The following is an 18,726-nucleotide window of genomic DNA, read 5'->3' on the forward strand; positions in this document are numbered from 1 at the left end:
GAACCCCGAGGGCTGACCCCGGAACAGGGCCCTCGGAACGTGGCCTTCGCCCTGACATGAGGGGCTCGGCTTCTCCGTTGTAAGTGTGACGAGGCTGCAAGGTTCGCTTCACGCTACGGCCCGCGTGCTTGCTCCCTCCAAAGAGGCTCTTGACATCCCGCTCAGCCCGCCGCGTCTCCACGACGAACCGGGACCTGCTACCGGGCACTCCGGTGTCTACCCGGACGGGACTTCCACCCGCGAGCCTGAACCAGCTTTCAGGACGCAACATGTCGTCCACCTTACGATCCGACACGGCATCCGGTGTCAGGCGAAGCGGTCGCTCCGGATGTCATCCCTTCGCGGCCAAGTGCTCGCGCCACCAGTCGACCGTCGCCTCGACCTGTTCGTCGACGGGGGTGGCTCGTGCCGCGAATTCGGCTTCGTAGGCGCTTGAGTCGACGACGAACGACCGGTCGAACTGATAGCGGATCTCCTTCAGTTCCCGGAGCAGCGGTGAGAAGAGCGACGCGATACCCAGCACGGCGGGCGACAGTCCACGCACCGTGACCGGCTCCGTACCCGCTTCGGCGGCGAGGCGGTCGATCATCTGCCGGGTGGACAGCGCGGGCCGCGTCGGGACGTGCCAGGCCCGTCCCCAGGCACGTTCCTCGCCCGCGACCTCGACCAGGGCCCTGGCCACATCGGGGAGGTAGCTCCAGCTGTGCGGGGCGTCCGGGTCGCCGAGTGCGGTGACCGGCTTGCCGCGCAGCAGGCGGGGCACGACCCGCCCGGCCAGGTGTCCGCCGTCGGTCACACCGGGCCCGAAGAAGTCCGAGGCACGTAGCTCGACCGTTTTGATACGGCCCTGCTCGTGCAGTTTCCGCGCCTGCTCCCAGACGGCGGCGCGTACCTTCCCTTTGGGTCCGGTGGCGGCGAGCGGCAGTTCCTCGGTCATGGGGCCGTCCACCGGACCGTAGCCGTAGAGGTTGCCCAGCATGACCAGGACGGCACCCGTCGCCTCGGCCGCCGCGCAGAGCGACGAGGCCAACGGCGGCCATTCACCGGCCCAGCGGTGGTAGGGCGGTGCGGCGCAGCCGTAGATCGCGGTGGCGCCCCGCGATGCCTCGGTCAGTCGCTCGCTGTCCGTCGCGTCCAACGCGACGTGCTCGATGCCGGGCTCCGGGCTCCGGCCCGACGTGGTGACGACCCGTACGGAGTGCCCCTGCGCGGCCAGCAGCCGGGCGGTGGCCGCCCCGGCGGGACCGAATCCTATGACGACGTTGAAGCTCACGCCCGCACACTAGGCGCTCCGCCGGGAGTCCGGCGAATCCTCCAGCAGGGTTCTGGACAGCCGGTGAAGAAACACGAACAACGCCGCTCCCCCGGCGGCCGCGCATCGGAGAAGATCGCCTCATGACCACCCTCACCTTTGTGCGCGGCGACATCACCCAGCAGGCCGTGGACGCCGTCGTCAACGCGGCGAACTCCTCCCTGCTCGGCGGCGGAGGCGTCGACGGCGCCATCCACCGCGCGGGCGGCCCCGAGATCCTCAGCGCGTGCCGCGACCTGCGTGCCTCCCATTACGGCAAGGGTCTCCCCACCGGCCGGGCCGTCGCCACGATGGCGGGCCGGCTGCCGGCCCGGTGGGTCATCCACACGGTGGGCCCGGTGTTCTCACAGGACGAGGACCGCTCCGGCCTGCTGGCCTCCTGCCACCGCGAATCCCTGTGCGTGGCAGATGAGTTGGGCGCCCGGACGGTGGCCTTCCCCGCGATCTCCACCGGCATCTACCGCTGGCCGCTCGACGACGCGGCACGCATCGCCGTCGAGGCGGTCCGTACCGCCGACACGGCGGTGGAAGAGGTTCGCTTCGTCCTCTTCGACGAGGCCGCTTACGAGGCGTTCACGGCACAGGCGCGCTGACGAGCCCTCAGCCCGGCCGGAACCGGGGAGGGCGCCGCGCGCGTTTCCCGTCAGGACGGACGAGCGTCGGGGGCGCAGGTGGAGCACGAACGGCATGGGTCGCGTGGGATCAGCAGACGTACGTTGCTGATCGGGGGCGGCGGCGCGGCGGCGGCCATGGGGGCGTACGCCGGGCAGGACGAGCTCAAGAGGTGGTGGTGGCATGCCTCGGGGCGGGAGAGACCGCGCACGGACGGCGCCCTCGATCACGCGGGCGCCGAGTGGGTCGCCGCGTCGTCGGCGAACTGGCGGCGGGCGGAGCGGCCGGCCGACTACGCCGTGGACCGGGTCGTCATCCATGTGGTCCAGGGCAGTTACAGCGACGCCCTCCGAGTCTTCCGCGACCCCCTGCACCGGGCCGCCGCCCACTACGTCGTACGCAAGGACGGCCACATCGCGCAGACCGTACGCGAGCTCGACGTGGCCTTCCACTCCGGGAACCGGGAGTTCAACGAGCGCAGCGTCGGGATCGAGCACGAAGGATACGTGGACCGGCCCGACGGCTTCACGGAGGCGATGTACGCGGCGTCGGCCCGGCTCACGGCGGACATCTGTGCCCGCTACGCGATCCCGGCGGACCGGTCCCACATCGTCGCGCACTCCGAGGTGCCGGGCACGGACCACACCGACCCCGGGCCGTACTGGGACTGGGACCGGTATCTGAAGCTCGTCCGGACGTCTGTCACCTAGCCAGCGGGTTTGTCCCAGACGAGGGAGTAGCGCCACAGCAGGTGGCGGCGGAAGCTGCAGCCGGGCAGCAGCCGCTTCGCCTCCCGGCGGACCTGGGCCCAGGTCATGGCGGGCATGCGGACGGGCATGCCGGCCGGGTCGGTCTTGCCGCCGTGGCGGCGGGCGTTGAGCCGGGCGGCCGGGACGCCGGCGCCGGAGACGATCCAGTCCAGCGGGGTCCGCTCGCGGGCCAGGCCGACGATCACCAGGCGTCCGCCCGGCGCGAGCAGACGGACCACGGCCTCGATCGCCGACGAGAACTCGACGTGGTGGACCACCGCCACCGCGCTGACGAAGTCGTACTTCCCTTCGCCGAGCAGCCCGTGCGCGTCGTCGAGGAAGTCCGCCTCCGCGAAGGTCGCGTTGCGCACACGCGCGCCGCGTTCGCGGGCGAGGCGGATCATCTCGCCGGAGACGTCCACGCCGGTCACGGCGGGGACCCGTTCGGCCAGTTCGCGGGCGAGCAGTCCCTCGCCGCAGCCGATGTCCAGGGCCGAGCCGCACCGGGGTGGCACGGCGTGGAGCACGAGCGGGTGGTAGTGCACGTTGTGATTCCAGTAGGCGATGGCGTCGTGTGCACTCGCGGCACGGTCCGCGCCCTGCCCGCCGGTTCGGGGGAGTTTCGTCACTCCGGATCCGTGGCGGCGGTCGCCTGCTCCAGTGCCTCCACCAGACGGCGCACCGTCTCGTCGGAACTGTCCTGTGCGACGATCGAGCGGCCCGCGACGTTGATGACGATGGGCGGAGCCGCCGGGCGGGCGGTCCGCCAGGAGGCGTAGGACAGCGCCAGGTTCAGTGCCGTGAAGCCCTGGCTCACGATCACGTTGATGATCTCGACGGTCCCCATGGCCCCGCCGGACCGCCACGGCCGCACCCGCTCCACCGTGGCGCCGCGCCGCACCTCGGGGTCCTGCCGCAGCCACTCGTACAGGTCCGCCACCGCTCTGCGTTCATCGTCCGTCGTCGCGTTGATGCGTATGCGCATGGTCTCCCCCTTGGTTCACCCGAGTCCCACGACAGGGAAGCACCAGCATGCCCGACCGGTGCGGCTCAGGGGCGCTCTTCCGGCGCGATCAGATGCGCGGGATTCACTCATGCGGGCGGCCTCAGCGAGGATCAGCGGTCCGCATCGGGCGACTTCGGCTCCCCGGCCCCGGAAGCGTCGACCTCGAAAGCGACATCGAGGACGTAACGGTCGCCCACATAGCGCGACTCGGTGAGTTCGCACGGCTGGTCGTGCTGGTCGAGGATCAGTCGCACCTCGATGAGCAGGGCGGTACCCGGAGCGACGGAGAGCAGCTCGGCTTCGTACGCGTCCGCCACGCCTGCCCTGATGGACGAGTGGCCGCGGGTGGGGGTCTTGCCGAGGTCCGTGAGCGCCTCGTGCATGGAGCCGGCCACGCAATCGGTCTTCAGGAGGCCGGACAGCTCCGGCGGGAAGACGGCCCGCTCCAGCGCGGTGGGGACGCCGTCGGCCAGGCGCACCCGGCTGATCTCCACCACGTCCACCGGCACCCGGAGGAGCAGCCGGTTCGCCTCCTCCTCCATGGCGGGGCGCAGTGTCGCGTGGAGCAGTCTCGATGTGGGTTCGTGGCCCTGTCGGCGCATGTGTTCACTGAACCGGACGAGGTTCTCCGCCCGGCGGTGGGTCGGGGGCTCCGCCACGAACGTCCCCCGCCCGGAGACGCGGTAGACCAGGCCCTCGGCGACGAGCTTCTGGACAGCCGCCCGTGCGGTCATGCGGCTCACATGGAACTCGGCACACAGCTCCGACTCGGACGGCAGCAGGTCGTGGGGGCGCAGCTTGGCGATCCGGCCGCGCAGCGCCTGCTCGATCTGGTAGTACCTGGGCGTGAAATCTGGTTTCACTGGGGCCTCCGGGGAAAGGGATTCCGCTCTGTTGTACAGGCGACCCGCCGGATAGGCGACCGGCCTCATGGGGTGATGCGCCCGGTGGGAGCCCGCCGGGGGCGCGGGCTCCCACCGGGCGCGGAGCCGGCCTCAGCCCCGGAGGGCGGTGCTGCCGGGCGACACGGTCAGCGCGTCCGCCCACTGGTGGAGCGCGGGCTCGGCCAGGGATTCCAGCAGCCAGTCGTCACCGGTGTCCGCGCGCGGTTCCGCGTCCGGCAGTGAGGGGACCACGACGAGGCGCAGGCCGGCCGCGCGCGCGGCGGCGACGCCCGTGCGGGAGTCCTCGAAGGCGACGGAGCGGGCGGGCTTGGCGCCCAGAACAGCGCAGGCGGCGAGGTAGAGGTCGGGCGCGGGCTTGGGGTTCGGCACGTCTTCGACCGCGAGGGAGACGGGCAGCAGGTCGGCCAGCCCGGTGGAGTTCAGCGCGATCTCCAGCAGCGGCCGGGGGCTGTTGCTGGCCACGGCCACGGGGACGCGCTCGGCGCAGGTGCGCACGAGTTCCAGGGCCCCGGGAAGGAGGGAGACCCCTTCTTCGAGTTCCTGGCGTACCCGGTCGAGGAGGGTGGCGGTGAGGGCCTTTTCCTGCCCGGGGCGTCCGAAGCGGTCGGCCAGGATGAAGCCGAGGTCGGTGGGTGTCCTTCCGATCAGCAGCTTCTTCTGCTCCAGGCCGAACGCGTGGCCGTGCTCCTCGAAGACCGCGGCCTCGGCCCGCGTCCAGCAGGACTCGGTGTCCACGAGCAGGCCGTCGCAGTCGAAGACGACGGCCTCGATCTCCGTCGTCAGGGGGTGGGGAGCTGGGGGTGGCACGGTGCCTCCTGGGTGGTCGGTACGGGCTGGTCCGCGGCCGGCCGGGGGCCGGGCACGGAGGGTTCCCCGGGCCTCACCGCGGAACGGTGTCCAGCACGGCGAGGTCCGTGAGAACGGCCTTCGCGGCCGGTCCGGTCGCGGGAGCGGTCTGTTTCCTGGGGTGCGGGCGCCGGGTCCTGCCGGGGGTCCGCTGCGGTGGAGTGTGCGCGGCCACCGTCTCGCCGACGCGGAGTGCCCACTGTTCCAGCAGGGCGCGGGCGGCGGCCCGGTCCGGGCCTTCCGCCCAGAGGTGGGTGACGGCTTCGGCGGGGTCGGGCACGACCATGACCCAGCGGTCGTGCCCGTCGACGATGCGGACGCCTTCGGTGACCGAACTGTCCAGGTTTCCAGGCGCGGTGTGTGTCAGCGTGCGCATGAGGGCACCCTTCGCCTCCCACGGAGTGGGCACGGTGCAGTGCAGCACGTGGGGCACCGGGGTCCGGTCGACGACGCTGCTGAGGGGTTCGGGGGAACGGGCCAGCAGGCCGGCCAGGTGCAGGAGCGCGGCGAAGGCGTCGGGGGCGGTGGACACGGCGGGGACGATGAAGCCGCCGCGTCCGTCGGCGGCCCAGCGGACGTCTCCCTCGCGGACGGCCTGGGTGAGGGCGTACGCGGAGGCGGCCGTCCGGAGCACCTCGGTGCCGCGTGCGGCGGCGAGGAGTTCGGCGGTGCGTGAGACGGTGCCGGGCAACGCGATCCGCCCGCCCGGCCGCAGGCCGGTGACCAGGTCCGCCAGCGCCAGGGGCGCCCGGTCCGCGGCCACGCGCCGGCCCTGGTCGTCGACGATGGTCAGCCGCTCACCGGCCGGGTCGATGCGGGCGCCGAAGGCGGCCCGCGCGGAGGTGACGAGCTCGGCGAGGCGGTCGCCATCCGTGGATCCGGCGTGCGCCGCCGGGTCCGGAGCGGTGTTGATGAGGAGGGCGTCGATTCCCAGGGCTCCGCACAGCTGCGGCAGCAGCGCCCCGGCGCTGCCGTGTGCCGCGTCCACCACGATCTTCAGCCCGGCTTCGCGGATGCGGGACGTGTCCAGGGTGCCGAGCAGGGTCTCGGCGTAGGAGTCGATGACGCCCGCGGGGCTGTGCAGGCTTCCGACCGCGCTGGGGTGGGTGCGGTACTCCTGTCGCGCGTAGACCCGGTCGAGCTTGCGCCGGGTCGCCGGGGAGAGCTCGCCGCCGTGTTCGTCGAGGAAGAGGACGGTGACGCGCTCGGGCGTGCCGGGGACGGTGCGGATCACGACGCCGCCCGCGCTGTGCAGCGCGGTCTGCTGCCGGGCCACGGGCAGCGGCACGCCCTCGATGTCCCGTACGTGCACGGCAGCGCACTGCAGGGCCGCGGTGAACGCGCGGGACAGGGCCCGCCCGCCGGGTGAGTCGTCGCGGGCGACCGTGACGGAGGCTCCCTGGGGCAGGAGCGTGGCGTACGCGCCGGCGAGCCTGGCCATCAGCTCGGCGGTCATCTCCACGTTGAGGATCCCCGAGACCCCGTCGGGTCCGAACAGGCTGGCCTGGTTGCGGGATTCCCGGATGAGGGAGCAGTTGACGACGGCACCCGCCTCGACGACCTTCTCGGGGTAGACGCGGACCCCGCCCGTGACGACCGCGTCCTCGCCGATGGTGCACGCCGCTCCGACGACGGCGTCCTCGGCGACGCTGGCGCCGCTCATGACGCTGGTGCCGTGGCCGATCACGCAGCCGCGCAGCCGGGTGGCGGGGCCGAGGTAGACGCCTTCGTGGACGATGGCGCGTTCCACGACGGCGTGCGGTGCCACCACCGTGTTCGGGCCGAGGACGGTGTGGGCGCCGATGACGGCACCGGCCTCGACCCTGGCGTGGGCGCCGATGTGGCAGGGGGCCTGGAGTTCGGCGTCGGGGTGGACCTCGGCGCCCTGGGCGATCCGGATGCCGGGCGACGTCTCGAATCCGGGGAGGTCGACACGGACCCGGCCTTCGAGGATGTCGGTGTGGGCCTTGAGGTAGCTCTCCTGGGTCCCGATGTCCTCCCAATAGCCGTCGGCCACGTATCCGTACACGGGCTTTCCCTCGGCGAGCAGGCGGGGGAAGACGTCACCGGCCCAGTCGGCGGGGCCGTCCTTGGGGACGTAGTCGAATATCTCGGGTTCCATGACGTAGATGCCGGTGTTGACGGTGTCCGTGAACACCTGGCCCCAGGTCGGCTTTTCCAGGAACCTCTCGACCCGGTCGTCCTGGCCGGTCACCGTGATGCCGAATTCCAGCGGGTCGGGGACCCGGGTCAGGCAGACGGTGGCGAGGGCTCCCTTGGCGCGGTGGAACGCGATCAGTTCGGTGAGGTCGATGTCGGTCAGCGCGTCCCCGGAGATCACGAGGAACGTGTCGTCGCGCAGTTCCGCCTCGGCGTTCAGGACGCTGCCGGCCGTGCCGAGCGGGGTGGTCTCGTGCGCGTAGTGGAGCCGCATGCCGAGCTCTTCGCCGTTCCCGAAGCGGTTCTTGATGAGGGCGGCGAGGAACTGGACCGTCACCACGGTCTCGTTCATGCCGTGCTTGCCCAGCAGCCTCAGCACGTGCTCCATGATCGGCTGGCCCGCGACCGGCAGCAGGGGTTTCGGCAGATCTGAGGTCATGGGGCGCAGGCGCGAGCCCTCGCCGCCCGCCATTACAACGGCTTTCATCGGTGGTGAAACCTTCCTTGGTCGGAACTTCCGGCAGGCAGGGATCTCCGTCGGTCCGGGACGGGATCCGTCACTCCTGGAGTCATCTGCCGGGTGGAGCTCCGATGACCGTTCGTGCCGCGTCGATGACCTGGGCGATGAGCCGCGTCTGCTGGAGCGGCACGACGTAGGCGTCCTCGCCCGCCAGGGACCGTTCGATGTTCTCGACCATCAGCCGGTACGGGTCCACCGCGGGATGGTGCCTGGCGTCGGTCGCGTACCCGTCCTTGGTCAGGTCGAGGCGGGAGGAGTGGACTCCGGCGGTGAAGGCCGGGGAGGAGAGGGACAGCGCGCCGTCGGTTCCGCGGACCGTGAATTCCTCCGCGAGCGAGCCGTCGAGCGAGCACTCGACGTCCGCGGTACCCCCGCAGGGGAACCTGAGCGTCAGGGAAACGGAGGAGTCCGCGGAGGTGGGGGTCCACCTCTGGTGCTTGACCCGTTCGACGCGCGGTGTCTGCCAGCCGAACGCGGCGAGCGTCGCCGATATCGCGTAATAGCCGACGTCGTACAACGCACCGCCCCCGAGCGCGCTGTCCAGTCTGTAGTTTCCCGCCGCCGGTGCCAGGCCGTGGAACCGGGACGTGACGTGGACGGCCTGTCCGATCGCGCCCGATCCGACGAGGTGCTCCATCTCCTGGGTGCGCGGGTGCCAGCGGTTCCAGGCGGCTTCCACCAGCAGCCGGTCCGCGGCGCGCGCCGACCGGATCATCGCATCCACTCCCGTGGCCGACAGGCTGAGAGGCTTCTCGCACAGCACGTGCTTCCCGGCGGCCAGTGCCGCTTCCACCCATTCACGGTGAGCGGCGTTGTGCAGGGCGATGTAGACGATGTCGACGGCGGGATCCGCGAGGAGATCCGGGTAGTTCGTGTACACCTTCTCCGGTGTGAGCGACCACGCGCGCTGCGCGCTCCTGGAGGCGACGGCGTAGAGGTGTGCGCCCTGCCCCGAGCGCACCGCCGGCCCCAGGCTCGACTCCGCGATGGAACCCGCTCCGAGAAAGCCCCAGTTCGCCATGGTCAGTCCTCCAGAAAAAGCTGGTCGCCGTTGTCGTCGGTGAGCGGCAGCCCCTCGGTGGCCAGCAGGTCGAGGACCAGCGAGCTCCACCCGAAGGAGCGGGCTCCGTGGCCGCCGGCGTCGTGGGGGCCGTAGCACTCCCGCATGCCCGCCGCGGCGGCGCATTCGGCGCTCCGCAGGGCGAGTTCACGCGCTTCGCGGTGGTACCCGCGCTTGCGCAGGCCGCCGTGGAGATACCAGTTGAGGTTCATCCAGCTCGAACCGCGGAAGATCGCCGCCGTGCTGAAGTCCGGGTCGAAGGTGACCTCGGTGGCGGACACGCTGGAGACCGGATAGCGGTGCCAGAATTCCCGTTCGTCGAGGAGGTGCTCCTCGACGACCCGCTTCGCGATGTCGTCGGGGATGAAGTCGTTGATGACCGGGAAGAGGGAGCTCGCGGTCAGCACGGGAACGCGTTCCCCGGCCACGAGATCGAGGTCGAAGAAGGCGCCCGCTTCGTCGTCCCAGCAGTGCCGCACCAGGGCCCGGCAGATCTCCTCGGACCCGCGGGCCAGTTCCGCCGATGTGGCGGCGGGCAGCCCGGCGGCCTCCGCCAGGCGGGAGAGGGCCATCAGGCCGTCGGCGTGGACGGAGTTGACCAGGACGTCGTTCCAGACGAACCGCCGGGCGTCGCGCAGCGGGCTCTCGGGGTGCCGGTCGTCGGAGTAGCCGTCCAGCAGGGTGCGCATGGCGCCGTGCCAGTCGGCCGCGACGGTGCTCGGCGAGGAGTCCTGGATGCCCAGCGCCCGGTCGTACTTCGGGCTCATGTCGAGGCCCGACTCGTCCGGCTGGTAGATCTCCAGGAGACCTGTACCGGGGCTGGTGCGGTGTTCGCGCAGCCAGGAGAAGAACGCGAGGGCGGCGGGGAGCACTTCCCGCAGCCAGGCGTGGTCCCCGGTGGCCCGGAAGACGTGCTCGATCGCCCTGGCGACGACGGGCGGCGCGATCGTGACCGACCGCCATTCCTCCCATACGTCGATCTTGAACTCCTGGGTCGCCTTCGGGCGCAGGTCGTCCTGCCAGAGGATCATGTGCGGCAGGAACCCCGTGCCGGTGACGGCCGACAGCAGCGAGGAGAGTTCCTTCTGCGCGCGTCGCGGGTTCAGGTGGGCGAGCGCTATGGCGTGGTAGCTGCTGTCCCAGGCCCATTGGAAGGGGTAGGTCTCGGGCGACGGGCAGGTGTAGTCGTAGGCGTGCCGCGCGCCGGCGGAATAGCCGGTCCGCCGGTTGGCCGCGAGCATCGCGGCTGCCGCCCGCGCCGCCTTGCCCGCACTCATCTCGTTCATCGAAGCTCCGTGGTTCTCCTGGCGATGCCGGGTGCCGCCGGAGGGGCGTCCGCCTCTTCGGCGGCACCCGGCTCGAGAGGCCGTCTGCCGGCCGGACGGGTCCTGTGGATACGGGACCGGTGCGTCAGGCCGGAACTCCGATCTCCTCCGCGGTCTCCCAGCCCTCCGGGGCACCCGGCAGGATCCCCTTGCCCAGCATCGAGGTCTTCATCGAGGCGCCCTGCCCGTACGCGGTGAATCCCCGGCGGACACCGTCCTCGTCCTCGAGCTGCACCCGGGTGGTGACCAGCGGCCGCGCGTCCACGAGCCCCGTCTCGATCAGCCGCAGCGCGACGCTCGCCACGTGCGCCGAGCGCGTCATGGGGAACTGCCGGACGTCGAAGGGGGTGGAGCGGAGCTTGAGGCCCTTGGCGAGGATCATCCAGGTGTTGAACATCTGCGGGACGGCCGTGGCGCCGTAGAGGACATACGTGCCTCCCGGCCGCAGCAGGCCCATCGCCGACTCCCGGATGTCCTTCCGGCCGTCGACGGGGCTGTCGATGTGCGGCAGGGCGTCGAAGACGTAGTCGGCGTACTGGTCGTGGTGTTCATGCACGAAGGTGTCGAGTTCGGCGGCCTGGCTCTCCGTGTTGAACGACCGCGCGGCGCCGTAACGGCAGGCCACCTCCATACGGGCGTCGTTGCGGTCCAGCACCGTCACGGAACCCGCGCCGAGACAACGGTCGAGCACCTGGACGGCGAGGAGGGCGCTGGGGCCGCAGCCGAGCACGACGCAATTGTCCCCCGGCTCGGGCGGGTTGAGCAGCAGGGAGCGCAGGACGGAGGTGAGCGGCTCGATGATCGTGGCCAGGTCGGAGGGGATCGAGTCCGGCAGAACGACGGCGGCGGCCTGGTCGGCGTCGTAGAAGTTCCGCTCGGTGTACCACGTGGTCTCCATGCCACGCTGCCCCGGGAAGAGCGGGCGGAGGGCCCGGTAGTCGGCCATCCCGCCGAAGTCGGTCTGCCCCCAGTAACAGATGCGCTCGCCGGGCTCCACGGCGCCCTTCAGGCGCGAGCCCACCTCCAGGACGCGGCCCACGTATTCGTGCCCGGGAATGATCGGCCACGCGTCGGGGAAAAGATGCCCCCTGAAGTAGGAGACGTCGGTGGAGCATATGGAGACGGCCTCGGTCTCCAACAGCACCTCGTCCGGCTGACATACGGGGTCGGGGACCTGCGAACGGACGATTTCACCGGGTGCTGTCATCAGATACGCGTGCACGAACTCTCCATGGAACACGAGCGGTTGCTGCGGAGACATTCGCCAGGCACCCGAAAGGCCGCGCTGCCCAAGGGTGTTGGCCGTGCGAAGTCGGTCCGCCAGGGCGCAGGTGGCGCCACCTGCTTGAAGAAGACTCTGGCACCTGTATGGCTGTATAGCCAGCCTGGAGATAGAGGACATATTTGCTTTTATGGGCGTAAGAACAGTGCACAGTTTCCCGCTGTGATGTAAATCTGCCGCGAGTGGATCGGCATGCCATCGGCGGGGATGGGGAACCGCCCAAGCGAGAACTTGAATGTCACTTACGCACACCAAGGCGCCCCTTCAGCCGGACCCTCGGTAAGTTTAGGCTAACCTTACTTTTATGACCCTCGTTCATCTGGCCGCCTCGGCCGGCTACTCCATGCCTCCGCTCTGGAGGATCCTCACCAAATCGGGCTATTTCCTCGGCCTGTCCGGGGCTGTCGGCGCCACGGTGACGTACGCGGCGTCGGTCCGCCCCGCTCTTCGCGCACCGGAGAGCGAGCGCGGCGATGTCGCCGTCATGCGCCGCCGGACGGCCGGATACCTCGCCTGGGCCGGGGTCGCCCTGCTGGTGTCCGGCTACTTCCAGCTCGCCGCCCGCGTGGCCCGGGCCGGCAAGGGCATGCCGTTCGGTGACGCTCTGGCGCCGGAACACCTCTGGGATTTCCTGCACGCGCCCGCGGCGAAGGGAGCCTGGGTGGCCCAGGGCACGGTCTGTCTGATCCAGAACGCCGTGCTCGTCCTCGCGTCCGCCGCGCTGATCGCCCTCTTCGTCCCACGGGCACGCCGGCACCTCGACGTGCTCGCGCTGACCGCCCTGCCCCTGTCACTCGCGGTGTCGCTCGTCTCGGCGATACCGGCCGTGGCGCCGAAGGACACGGACAAGGTCCTCGACCTCGTCTTCGGCCAGGTCCACATCATCAGCGGCACGGTATGGACCGGCGGTCTGGCCCTGCTCGCCGTCCTCGCCGGCACCCGCGGCCGGCTGGGCGGGAACGCCGGCGCCCTGTGGGCCGGCCTCTGGCGTCGCTTCGGCTTCGTCGCCCTCGTCTGTGTCGCCGCCGTGCTGATCTCCGGACTGTGGATGAGCTGGAAGCGCGTCGGCTCCGTCGGCCAGCTGTGGACCACCACCTTCGGCCTCTTCCTCCTCCTCAAGACCGTGCTGGTCCTCGGCATGGTCGCGGCCGGGGCCGTCAACCAGTTCTGGCTGATGCCCCGCATCACCCGGGCCCGTCACGCCGACGCCACGGCCTCCCTCCTGCGCCTGACGCTGCGGCACTTCCCGAAGGTCGTCTGGGCCGAGGTCGTCCTCGCGGTCGCCGTCCTGGCCGTCGTCCCCTTCCTCACCGGCTCCGCCCGCTCCGAGGCCGGCGGCCCGCCTCCTGTCTCCAGCGGCGGCGTCTTCGCCACAGGCGCCGCACTGGCCCTCACTCTGGCGGCCTCGCTCTACATCACGGTCAGGGCTTCCGACGCGCTCGCCCGGCGTGAGGCACCGGCTGCGTCCTGACGCGAGCCGTGTCATCCAGCGGGATCGGTGAGCGAGGTGATGTGTGCGTGAGCGTCCCGTGCCGCCGCGGCCAGACGCTCGTCCGCACGTGTCTCCCGGTCGAAGTCGCCGAGATACAGAGGCAGTCGGGTCCGGCGTTCGGCCACCTCTCGCAGGGCGGGCAGGGCAGCGGCCGCTTCGCGTCCCATGTCGGTCAGGACCGAGCAGGCGTAGGCGCCGTATGCGTCGTCGTCCAGGTAGCGCGGGAGGACATCGAGGAGGACACGGGCCGCGGCGGTGCCGGAGTGTTTCCAGAGGGCCCCGAGCAGCCGGGGGTGCAGGCGTCGCGGCCTGTCCGTCAGCTCGCGCAGGTGGGCGGACTGCCGGGGTGAGAGGCCGCCGTGCCCGGCGAGCCACTCCAGCAGGGAGGCGGCGAAGGCACGGCGGCGCGGCTGTCCGACGGCGTCCTCGAAGCACCGCTCCGCCCGGCCCCGGTCGCCGGTGAGGCGGAGCACGGTCATCGAGGCGTGGTCCGCGGCCCAGGTGTCGGTCTCCCGCGCGATGACACGTTCCAGGAGCGGCACCGCGGGTGCCGCGCCCGGGCCGATGTCGCCGAGGGCGAGCAACAGCTGTGTCCGGAGCCAGTGGTGAGAGCTCGCGGCATCCAGGCATTCGTCGAGTTGCCGCATGAGTTCCGCCACCGCCGGGGCCGACGCCGCACCGCAGGCACGCAGCACCGCCACGGCGGACGGGGCCGCGCAGCGCACGGGATCGTGCGAACACCCCTTGCCGTGCCGGTCGAGGGCGTCGACGGTCGCCGCGACGAGAGGCTCCAGATTCACACGTGCCACGGCCAGCCCTTCGGCGGCCTCACCCACCTCCCTGGCGGCCGCGCCCGAAGCCACCAGCGCGCACAGCCCGTCCATGGCGCGGGCGTCGCCGGTCCTCGCCAGGGCCGGCACCGCCGCTTCCCCTGCCCGCGGGTCGCCGAGGAGGCCGGCCAGTTCGTCGGCGCAGCACCGGGCGGCCTCCAGGGAGGCCCCGATGACGGCTGTCGCCGCGGCCCGTAGCTCCGGCGCGGTGTCGGCGAGCATCGGTCGCAGGGACGCGGCCACGGAGGCCGGGGCCGCGCGCCAGTGCCGGAGCGCGACTTCGGCCATGTCGATCGCGGCCCGGCGCCTCACCGGGGTCCGCGAGGTGGACAGCCTCCCGATCCAGGCGTAGCAGGCGGCTTCCTCGCCGTGGGCCCGCGCCGCCAGGCCCCACAGCGTGCCGGGCCGCCATGCGATCAGACCACCGGGGCCGCCGAGCCGCTCCCCTCCCGCGTCGAGGTCCGCGAGCACCGCCGACTCCCAGGGAGCCCGGTTCTCCGCGAGCCCGTGGCGCAGGACGCCCAGTGCGGCGCGCAGCCGTACGGCCGGGTCGTGGTCCTGCCGCAGTCGTTCCGCCAGGGGAAGGAGTCCGGCGATCCGAGCCTGGTCGGACGGCTCGAAGAGCGCCTCGGCAAGGGCCAGTCGCGCGGTCGGCGGCAGGTGAGCGGGGGTGGCGCCGAGCTCTTCGGTGGCTCGCCGGTGGTCCGCCGCCGCCAGGAGCCAAGCGGCGCAGCGCCGCACCTTCTCGTCCCTGTCACGCAGGCGGATGAACGCGGCATCCGCGGCCGCGGGCCACGGGCGGTCCCCCTGGCTCAGCTCGGTCAGCAGCCGGAGGACGACCAGTCGGACGGCGGTGTCGGTGTGGTTGGTCAGGGCCCGCAACCGGCATGCCACCGGACCGCCGCGGTCGGCCCGTACGGCGTCGAAGATCGCGCTTCGCGCGGCACCGTAGGCGGAGCCGTGGCCGGGGGCGTCGCCCAGTGCTTCGTGCAGCCAGGAATCGACGGCGTCGGCCGGCCCGTACGCCGGCTCGACGGGGTTCACAGAACGGGGCGAACGTCGCCCTTTCGCGTAGACATGCCGTGATCCTCCTTCAGGCGGGGGCCCACGCGCAACTTCCGCTTCCCTCGAACCGGCTCATGCCGGGGCCTCCGTCGCGGGGGCCGGTGCGGCGGGCAAGGAGATGACCATGGTGAGTCCGCCGCCGGGGGTGTCCTCGGGGGTGAGGGTGCCGCCCATGGCCTCGGTGAGGCCGCGGGAAAGGGCGAGTCCGAGCCCGAGACCGCTGGTGTTGTCGGTGTCGCTGAGGCGTTGGAAGGGCAGGAACGCGCGCTCTTTGTCGGCTGAGCGAAGCCCTGGGCCACGGTCGATGACCCGTACTTCGACGTACGGGGCCAGGGTGCTGGCGCTGACGGTCACCGGATGCCCGGCGGGCGCGTTGCGTACGGCGTTGGCCACGAGGTTGGCGATGACACGTTCCAGCAGCGGTGCGTCGGCGAGCACCTGGGGCGTGCTCTCCAGGTCCAGGGTGACCACGGGTACGGCGGGTTCGGGCAGGGTTTCGAGCGCGAGCGGCAGCACTTCCGCGAGCGACGTGGGTTCCAGGCGCAGGGTCAGCGCGCCCGCCTGCAGCCTGCTCATGTCGAGCAGGTTGTCCACGAGGCGGTTGAGCTTGGCGAGGGACTCCTCCGCGGCGATGAGGAGCCCTTCGCGGTCCTCCCGGGAGAAGTCCACGTCGCGGCTGCGCAGTGAACTGACGGCGGCCCAGCAGCCGGCCAGTGGGGTGCGCAGGTCGTGGCTCACAGCGGCGAGGAGGGCGGTGCGCATCCGGTCGGCGGCCTTGACGGGTTCGATCTCGGCCGCGACCTCGGCGAGCCTGGCGCGCTCGACGGCGGCGGTGAGGTGGGCGGCGAAGGCGGTGAGCACGCGCTGCTCGGAGGCGGGCAGCCGGCGGCCGCGCAGCACCAGCACGCTGTCCGTGCCGATCGGGACCCTCGTCTCGCAGGCCGGATCCGTGTCGCTGTCGGGCACCGCCCGGTACCCCGCCTCCCCTTTGCCGTAGGAGAGTTCGGCACTCTCCATGCCGAACGTCTCGCGGGTGCGTTCCAGCAGCGCGGGCACGGACTTGTCGCCGCGCAGGATGCTGCTCGCGAGCGAGGACAGGGTCTCGGCCTCCGCCGCCGCGCTGGCGGCGCGGCGGCCCAGGCGCAGCGAGCGGTCCACGATGGCCGCGACGGTGACGGCCACGGTCGCGAAGGCGATCAGGAGGACGTTGTCGGCCTCGTCGAGGGTGAACTGGCCGACGGGCGGCACGAAGTAGTAGTTCATCAGCATGGAGGCCGTCACCGCGGCGAGCAGCGCGGAGGCGACGCCGCCGATGCAGGCGACCCCCAGCACCGTCAGCAGGAAGAGCAGGATCTCGGTGCTGAGGTTGAGGTCGGGGTGGCCGGAGTGGCCGCGCAGCAGCAGGGTCAGGAGCGTGGGCAGTACGAGGCCGGCCGTCGGCCCCGCCACCCGGCGGGTGAGCGGCAGGCGGTTCGGCGGGGCGGCCGGCACGCGTCCCCGCTTGGCGCGTTCGTGGGTGACCATGTGCACGTCGATGTCGCCGGAGAGCTCGACGATGGTCTCGCCCGCTCCGCGGACGGTCAGCGAGCCCAGCAGCCAGCCGCGGACACGGGTCCCGATGACCAGCTGTGTGGCGTTCTCGGCGCGGGCGAACTCCATGAGCGCGGTGGGCACATGGTCCCCGACGACGGAGTGGAAGGTGCCGCCGAGGCTCTCCACGAGCTGTCGCTGTCTGGCCAGGGCGGCGGGTGAGGCGTCGACCAGGCCGTCGCTCCGGGCGATGTGGACGGCGAGCAGGTCGCCGCCGGAGGAACGGGCCGTGATCCGGGCGGCGCGGCGGATGAGGGCCTCGCTCTCGGGCCCGCCGGTGATGGCGACCACGACGCGTTCGCGGGTCTCCCACACACCGCCTATCCCGTGCTCGTACCGATAGCTCTGCAGGGCCTCGTCGACCCGGCCCGCCACCCACAGCAGGGCCAGCTCCCGCAGCGCCGTGAGGTTCCCGATCCGGAAGTAGTGGGAGAGGGCCGCGTCGACCTTCTCGGGTGGGTAGATGTTGCCGTGCGCCATACGCCGTCGCAGGCCTTCGGGCGGCATGTCGACCAGTTCGATCTCATGGGCCCTGCGCACGAACGTGTCGGGCACGGTCTCGCGCTGCCGCACCCCGGTGATCTTCTCGACGACGTCGTTGAGGGACTCCAGGTGCTGGATGTTGACGGTGGTGACCACGTCGATCCCGGCGGCGAGCAGTTCCTCGACGTCCTGCCAGCGCTTGGCGTTGCGGCCGCCGGGGACGTTGGTGTGGGCGAGTTCGTCGACGAGCACGGCCTCGGGGCGCCGCTCCAGCACCGCGTCGAGATCGAGTTCGGTGAGCTCCAGGCCCCGGTGGGTGCGTGTCGCGCGGGGCATGACGTCGAGCCCTTCGAGCAGTGCGTCGGTGCGCGGGCGGTGGTGGCCCTCGGCGAAGGCCACCACCACTTCCTTGCCCCGGGCCGTGCGCCGCCGCCCCTCGTCGAGCATCCTGTAGGTCTTGCCGACCCCGGGCGCCGCCCCGAGGAAGACCTTGAGCCGGCCCGGACGCGCGCCCGGGCCACCGGTGGGGGCACTGCCCTGCGCCATCGTTCGCTCCTTCTCATGAAGGCGGCACGCTGCCGGGGCCCCGTCGGATCAGGAATGTGGATGACCGGCGTTCGCAGCAAAGCGCGAACTTTCTTGTCAGTGAGGGTTTTTGGCGCGATGTTGATGCCCCACCCCATGATTTTGGCGGATCCTTTATGGCATTCGATGCCTTGTTCTGATCCGGTGCTCCGGTCCGGTGTCAGGACTCCGCTTCGGCGCCCTTCGCCCACAGTGAGCGCACGTGGCCGAGGTGGCGGGCCATGCACTTCTCGGCGCCCTTGGCGTCGCCCGCGAGCATCAGGTCCAGGAGTTCGACGTGTTCCTCGGCGGAGGGGATGAGTTCGCCGCGCCGGTCGAGGGCGGTCAGCCCGTACAGGCGCGAGCGCTTGCGCAGGTCGCCGACGGTCTCGACGAGGCGTTCGTTGCCGGAGAGCGCCAGCAGGGTGAGGTGGAACCGCCGGTCGGCCTCGAGGTAGCCGATGAGGTCGTGGTCGCGTGCGGCGCGCACGATCTCCTCGGCGACCGGGCGGAGCGCTTCGAGGTCCTCCCGGGTGGCGGTGCGCGTGACGCGGCCGGTCGTGGGGACCTCGATGAGGGTACGGATCTCGGTGTACTGGTCGAGGTCGCGCTCGTTGACCTCGGTCACCCGGAAGCCCTTGTTGCGGACCGGCTCGACCAGGCCCTCGCGGGCGAGGTCGAGCATGGCCTCGCGCACCGGGGTCGCGGAGATGCCGAAGTCCTCCGCGAGCTGCGGTGCGGAGTAGACCTCGCCGGGGCGGAGTTCGCCGGAGATGAGCGCGGCCCGCAGGGCGTGGGCGACCTGGTCGCGCAGCCGCTCGGTGGCGGTGATGAGGTTGCGCTGCTTGAGGTGGCCCATGGTCTCCCCGTGTCTGTCGTCGTGGTGCGGCGGCCTGTCGCGGGCCGCCGCGTCCTCGGCACGGTC

14 protein-coding genes and 1 pseudogene are annotated in these 18,726 nt (G+C 71.5%); 3 read left to right on the top strand and 12 right to left on the bottom strand.

Features of this window, described 5'->3' with window-relative positions; genetic code table 11:
- Positions 1-331: 331 nt before the first annotated feature.
- Complete coding sequence (locus AB0435_RS28250; RefSeq protein ID WP_366428251.1) at positions 332-1,273, bottom strand: NAD-dependent epimerase/dehydratase family protein; 942 nt, start codon at positions 1,271-1,273, stop codon at positions 332-334.
- A 122-nt stretch (positions 1,274-1,395) separates the two neighbouring features.
- Here AB0435_RS28250 and AB0435_RS28255 point away from each other — a divergent pair, with 122 nt between their 5' ends.
- Complete coding sequence (locus AB0435_RS28255) at positions 1,396-1,905, top strand: O-acetyl-ADP-ribose deacetylase (RefSeq protein ID WP_366428252.1); 510 nt, start codon at positions 1,396-1,398, stop codon at positions 1,903-1,905.
- Positions 1,906-2,061: 156 nt separating this feature from the next.
- Complete coding sequence (locus AB0435_RS28260; protein ID WP_366428267.1) at positions 2,062-2,634, top strand: N-acetylmuramoyl-L-alanine amidase; 573 nt, start codon at positions 2,062-2,064, stop codon at positions 2,632-2,634.
- Here the strand turns inward: AB0435_RS28260 and AB0435_RS28265 are convergent.
- The 8 genes and pseudogenes from AB0435_RS28265 to AB0435_RS28300 all read right to left on the bottom strand — a co-directional run bounded on the left by AB0435_RS28265 (position 2,631) and on the right by AB0435_RS28300 (position 11,717).
- Entirely contained in the window at positions 2,631-3,302 is a 672-nt protein-coding gene (locus AB0435_RS28265; RefSeq protein ID WP_366428253.1) for a class I SAM-dependent methyltransferase, read from the bottom strand. The two genes, AB0435_RS28260 and AB0435_RS28265, sit on opposite strands and share 4 nt — an antisense overlap.
- Positions 3,299-3,658, bottom strand: a complete 360-nt coding sequence (locus AB0435_RS28270) for a hypothetical protein (RefSeq protein ID WP_366004835.1) — start codon at positions 3,656-3,658, stop codon at positions 3,299-3,301. The genes AB0435_RS28265 and AB0435_RS28270 overlap by 4 nt, the downstream gene beginning before the upstream one ends.
- 131 nt (positions 3,659-3,789) lie before the next feature.
- Positions 3,790-4,542, bottom strand: a complete 753-nt coding sequence (locus tag AB0435_RS28275; RefSeq protein WP_366004836.1) for a GntR family transcriptional regulator — start codon at positions 4,540-4,542, stop codon at positions 3,790-3,792.
- A 132-nt stretch (positions 4,543-4,674) separates the two neighbouring features.
- Entirely contained in the window at positions 4,675-5,391 is a 717-nt protein-coding gene (locus AB0435_RS28280) for an HAD family phosphatase (protein WP_366428254.1), read from the bottom strand.
- 232 nt (positions 5,392-5,623) lie between these two features.
- Positions 5,624-8,077: pseudogene (locus AB0435_RS28285) on the bottom strand (sugar phosphate nucleotidyltransferase); the annotation flags it as partial.
- Positions 8,078-8,159: 82 nt separating this feature from the next.
- Complete coding sequence (locus tag AB0435_RS28290; protein WP_366428255.1) at positions 8,160-9,131, bottom strand: Gfo/Idh/MocA family oxidoreductase; 972 nt, start codon at positions 9,129-9,131, stop codon at positions 8,160-8,162.
- A gap of 2 nt (positions 9,132-9,133) precedes the next feature.
- A complete protein-coding gene (locus tag AB0435_RS28295) occupies positions 9,134-10,456 on the bottom strand; it encodes a trehalase family glycosidase (protein ID WP_366004839.1) in 1,323 nt (440 codons plus the stop codon).
- A gap of 124 nt (positions 10,457-10,580) precedes the next feature.
- The gene (locus AB0435_RS28300) at positions 10,581-11,717 is read right to left on the bottom strand and encodes an alcohol dehydrogenase catalytic domain-containing protein (protein WP_366428256.1); all 1,137 of its coding nucleotides are present in this window, start codon (positions 11,715-11,717) and stop codon (positions 10,581-10,583) included.
- Between the two features lie 364 nt (positions 11,718-12,081).
- Here AB0435_RS28300 and AB0435_RS28305 point away from each other — a divergent pair, with 364 nt between their 5' ends.
- Complete coding sequence (locus tag AB0435_RS28305; protein ID WP_366428257.1) at positions 12,082-13,248, top strand: CopD family protein; 1,167 nt, start codon at positions 12,082-12,084, stop codon at positions 13,246-13,248.
- An 11-nt stretch (positions 13,249-13,259) separates the two neighbouring features.
- Here AB0435_RS28305 and AB0435_RS28310 read toward each other — a convergent pair whose 3' ends face one another.
- From AB0435_RS28310 to AB0435_RS28320, 3 genes are all read right to left on the bottom strand, one after another.
- Entirely contained in the window at positions 13,260-15,143 is a 1,884-nt protein-coding gene (locus tag AB0435_RS28310; RefSeq protein WP_366428258.1) for a hypothetical protein, read from the bottom strand.
- A 93-nt stretch (positions 15,144-15,236) separates the two neighbouring features.
- Positions 15,237-17,783 (bottom strand): ATP-binding protein, encoded by a 2,547-nt coding sequence (locus AB0435_RS28315; protein WP_366428259.1) that lies wholly within the window; start codon positions 17,781-17,783, stop codon positions 15,237-15,239.
- Positions 17,784-17,982: 199 nt separating this feature from the next.
- Complete coding sequence (locus AB0435_RS28320) at positions 17,983-18,660, bottom strand: GntR family transcriptional regulator (protein WP_366004844.1); 678 nt, start codon at positions 18,658-18,660, stop codon at positions 17,983-17,985.
- Positions 18,661-18,726: the final 66 nt, after the last annotated feature.

This window comes from Streptomyces sp. NPDC051173 (assembly GCF_040689515.1).
Classification (GTDB): Bacteria; Actinomycetota; Actinomycetes; order Streptomycetales; family Streptomycetaceae; genus Streptomyces.